The 3,596-nt window shown below is 46.0% G+C and carries 5 protein-coding genes and 1 pseudogene; 3 read left to right on the top strand and 3 right to left on the bottom strand.

Annotation, left to right across the window (positions count from 1 at the left end; translation table 11 throughout):
• Positions 1–14 precede the first annotated feature (14 nt).
• Complete coding sequence (locus IQ242_RS19665; RefSeq protein ID WP_228021101.1) at positions 15–173, top strand: type II toxin-antitoxin system PemK/MazF family toxin; 159 nt, start codon at positions 15–17, stop codon at positions 171–173.
• 43 nt (positions 174–216) lie between these two features.
• Here IQ242_RS19665 and IQ242_RS19660 read toward each other — a convergent pair whose 3' ends face one another.
• Together IQ242_RS19660 and secG are read right to left on the bottom strand one after the other, a co-directional pair.
• The gene (locus tag IQ242_RS19660) at positions 217–933 is read right to left on the bottom strand and encodes a peptidase (RefSeq protein ID WP_193961125.1); all 717 of its coding nucleotides are present in this window, start codon (positions 931–933) and stop codon (positions 217–219) included.
• Positions 934–1,167: a preprotein translocase subunit SecG gene (secG, locus tag IQ242_RS19655; RefSeq protein WP_002736485.1), complete on the bottom strand. Its 234-nt coding sequence runs from the start codon at positions 1,165–1,167 to the stop codon at positions 934–936.
• On the opposite strand from secG, the gene IQ242_RS19650 reads away from it, so the two are divergent.
• On the top strand, positions 1,166–1,366 hold the full coding sequence (locus IQ242_RS19650; RefSeq protein ID WP_193961124.1) for a hypothetical protein: 201 nt from the start codon (positions 1,166–1,168) through the stop codon (positions 1,364–1,366). The two genes, secG and IQ242_RS19650, sit on opposite strands and share 2 nt — an antisense overlap.
• Positions 1,367–1,693: 327 nt before the next feature.
• Here the strand turns inward: IQ242_RS19650 and gpmI are convergent, their stop codons facing one another.
• On the bottom strand, positions 1,694–3,292 hold the full coding sequence (gene gpmI / locus IQ242_RS19645) for a 2,3-bisphosphoglycerate-independent phosphoglycerate mutase (RefSeq protein WP_193961123.1): 1,599 nt from the start codon (positions 3,290–3,292) through the stop codon (positions 1,694–1,696).
• Between the two features lie 106 nt (positions 3,293–3,398).
• Between gpmI and IQ242_RS19640 the strand changes: the two are divergent.
• Positions 3,399–3,596: pseudogene (locus IQ242_RS19640) on the top strand (phosphate ABC transporter substrate-binding protein); the annotation flags it as partial.

Genomic DNA, 3,596 nt, shown 5'->3' with positions numbered 1-3,596 from the left:
CTTTATATCCCCAATTGGCGACTGGTGAAGCTGGCTTACCCCAAAATTCTATTATTCTTTTAGATCAGGTACGAGCGATCGACTCAAATAGGATAGTACGCTATTTGGGCTCTCTTTCAAGCGATCGATACAGAAGAATTTTCAATAGTCTTCAAACTATGTTGCTTCCTTAACAACAAATTCATCGAACCCGACAACCCTACCGCCGAAATTTACCTATTCAGGTATTAGATACCCTAGTTGATCCATCTGCCAACCTAACTTAGTTGGCTGCTGATAAACCTTTTTTAAAGTGTTAATATCCCGGCTAGAAATCGGGGCAATATCTCTAGTTTGAGCGAAATACATCACATCCGTCTCCAGGGGACTATGACCCCAAATTCCCAAAGCGTGACCTAATTCGTGCCGCGCTGCCGCTAAGGCCGACCGATCGGCTAAATTAGGACTAATCTGGATACTCATCCGATGAGTTAAGCGATTTTCCTTGACAAAAATCTCGTATTGTGTTACGGCAGAACGCACCCGGGGCAGTTCTAACTTACCGGTTTCGGGATTAAAACGAACTCCTGACGGCGGTAACTCCCGTTTAATGAGGATATCGGCCAATTCTGCCCGATTTACCAACTCGATCGGCAAATACTGCCCCCATTCAGCGATCGCCTGTTGTACCAAACTCAGCCAAGAACTGCGATCGCTGTGAACATAAATCTTCACGGGAAATTGCGACCAAATCAACGCCCCCACGGGACTGATTTCCACGGCATCAAAATAATCCCCGGACTGGTTTTGCTCTTGCCATTGGGCTAAATTAGCGGGTAAAGGATGGGTTTTTAACTCTGGTAGCGATCGACTGTCGGCAATCAAAGAATAGGAAAACAGCAAAAGACTCGCCAAGGCTGCGAGTCCTAGAAAAGAGAACCGACCTCTTAGCATTTAGCGATTTAACCAGCCGGCACTTAGTACAATAGTTAGGGTGATAAATACCGTCCCCAACGCCCAAGTCACCTGATTTAAGGTTTTTTCCGCCGTTTTTGCGCTGGTAAAAATCTGTGATTGGCCGCCAATACCGCCAATACCATCCCCTTTGGGACTGTGTAATAACACCAAAATCGCCAGAAAGGCCGCCGCCAGCGCCCAAATAATCTGTACTACCAGCACCACTGTCATGATCATTACTCTCTATTTTCCATTACAAAGTATAGCAGTTATCATCAGTTATCAGTTATCAGTTATCAGTTATCAGTTATCAGTTATCAGTTATCAGTTATCAGATGTAAGTTTTAAATTTTTATGGCTCTCTCGGAAATTGGCTGAAAAATGTCCATTATCTTACATTCAAAGATGCCCTACGCCCTTTCTTCGATAAGATTTGCTGATCAGCATAACTACAAGAGAGCGGTTTTTATTGGTCATTTTTCTGCTAATTAGGGCTTGCTGAATAATGGTGAAATATAGACGAGGTAAGGGTTTTAGGGTCTTGTTTCGCGAAACAGGTGCAAGATTTTGAGAGAATCGTGCTTCCAAACCTTGCGTCTTCATCGGCCCGCGTCCTGTAGGGGCGAAGCATTCGGGCAATAACCTATCGGTGAAACCGGAGATTTTCTATCCGAATGCTTCGCCCGTACTTTTTGCCGCAAACCCTAATTAGCCAATTTTTTAATTATTTCCACTGATTACTGATTACTGATCACTGTTAAAGCGAGATGCGGACGGGAGTGCGACTGGCTTTAATTTCCACTTCGGCTGGTTTAATCAGCGATCGCCCGGTCATTTCTACTGGGACGGGAATAGAGAGAATTTCCAGGATAGTGGGGGCAATATCGGCTAAACGACCATCATCCCGCAGCTGCACATCGCCACCGTGGCCGGGTATTTTTCTCCCTTCCCCTTCAATTAAAATTAAAGGAACGGGATTAGTCGTATGGGCCGTCCAAGGATTACCCGACTCATCCACCATCGTTTCCGCGTTACCGTGGTCCGCAGTGATTAACACTGTTCCCCCCAATTTATTGACGCTACTTAACAACTTAGCCAAGCATAGATCCACCGTTTCCACTGCTTTCATGGCCGCGTCTAAAATGCCCGTATGACCCACCATATCGGGGTTAGCGTAATTGACTACCACGAGACTATAGATCCCCTGTTCGATCGCCCCACAGACCGCTGCTGTCACCGCGGCTGCCGACATGGCCGGAGCTTGGTCATAGGTGGCGACTTTTGGACTAGGAATTAATTCGCGCACTTCTCCCTCAAAGGGTTTTTCTAATCCCCCATTAAAAAAGTAGGTGACGTGGGGATACTTTTCGGTTTCTGCACAACGAAACTGTTTTAATCCCTGTTGAGCGATCACCTGTCCTAAAATATTATTTAAATTCTGGGGAGCAAAGGCCACATCTACCGGTAATTTTGGATCGTATTGGGTAAAAGTGACAAAACTGAGGGGAGAAATTAAATCTCGATCGAAATCTTCAAAATCGGGCATAGTCAGGGCATAACATAACTGTCTAGCTCGATCGGGACGGAAATTATAGAATATCACCCCATCGCCCGCTTCGATCGCCCCCGGTGCAATTCTGGTGGGGGGAATAAATTCATCGGTAATATTTTGATCATAAAATGCCTGTAATACTTCAGTAATCGATCGCCCGTCGATACCTTGATCACTGGTCATCACGTTATAGGCTTTTTCCACCCGATCCCAACGGCGATCCCGATCCATGGCATAATAACGGCCACTGAGAGTCACCATGCGACCGAGTTTAATTTTATTAATATGTTCTTGAATCCGTTTAATAGCGAGCATTCCGTCGGTGACATTGGTATCGCGACCATCGGTGATGACATGAATGCAGACATCGCTAATCCCTTGCACTTTCGCTAAGTCTAATAATCCCAGTAAGTGATCGAGATGGGAATGGACTCCTCCCTCGGAACATAAACCGATCAGGTGTAATTTGCTTTTTTTGGGGCGAATCTCGTCGCAGAGTTTTAATAAAGCCTGATTTTGTTGAATCGAACCATCTTCGATCGCATCGGAAATCCGTACTAATTCTTGTGGTACAACCCGCCCCGCTCCGATATTCAGGTGGCCAACTTCCGAGTTGCCCATCTGTCCTTCTGGTAGTCCCACATCCTTAGCGGAGGTGCGGATTAAGGTGTGGGGATAAACTTCCCAGAGACTATCCATAATCGGGGTTTTCGCCATTGCGATCGCATTATCCGACCTTTGCGGGCGATAACCCCAACCATCAAGGATAACCAGTACGACTGGGGATATAGGTGCGTGGGTCATGATATACAGTCCTAAATTAAGAGTGGATTTCCATGCACTAAGATAATATCATCGAAACTTCCATTGATCACTGGTCTCCTGGCGATCGACCCCCTAATGTCAGCAAATGATGGGTATGTCTCAAAAAAACGAAACAACTGCTTTAATAATCGCTCTTTTAGCCACTGCGGGCATTTTAGGTGGGGGTTACTTCTGGCTACAAAGTCAATGTGCCGCGGGTCAAGAATTTTTTCTCTGTGGCAGCGGTAAAAGTCCGCAAAAATCCCCAACATCGGGAAGTGCCTCCTCTCCCCTACCCCCTCCC

The sequence above is a fragment of the Microcystis sp. LEGE 08355 genome, from assembly GCF_015207185.1.
Lineage (GTDB): Bacteria > Cyanobacteriota > Cyanobacteriia > Cyanobacteriales > Microcystaceae > Microcystis > Microcystis panniformis.
This window is presented reverse-complemented; position numbering and strand designations above follow the sequence as displayed.

What these genes read in the sequence shown, in the direction of transcription:
- IQ242_RS19650 (WP_193961124.1), top strand. Translation starts at nt 1,166, where the DNA reads ATGATCATTACTCTCTATTTTCCATTACAAAGTATAGCAGTTATCATC.
- IQ242_RS19660 (WP_193961125.1), bottom strand. Translation starts at nt 933, where the DNA reads ATGCTAAGAGGTCGGTTCTCTTTTCTAGGACTCGCAGCCTTGGCGAGT.
- gpmI (WP_193961123.1), bottom strand. Translation starts at nt 3,292, where the DNA reads ATGACCCACGCACCTATATCCCCAGTCGTACTGGTTATCCTTGATGGT.
- secG (WP_002736485.1), bottom strand. Translation starts at nt 1,167, where the DNA reads ATGACAGTGGTGCTGGTAGTACAGATTATTTGGGCGCTGGCGGCGGCC.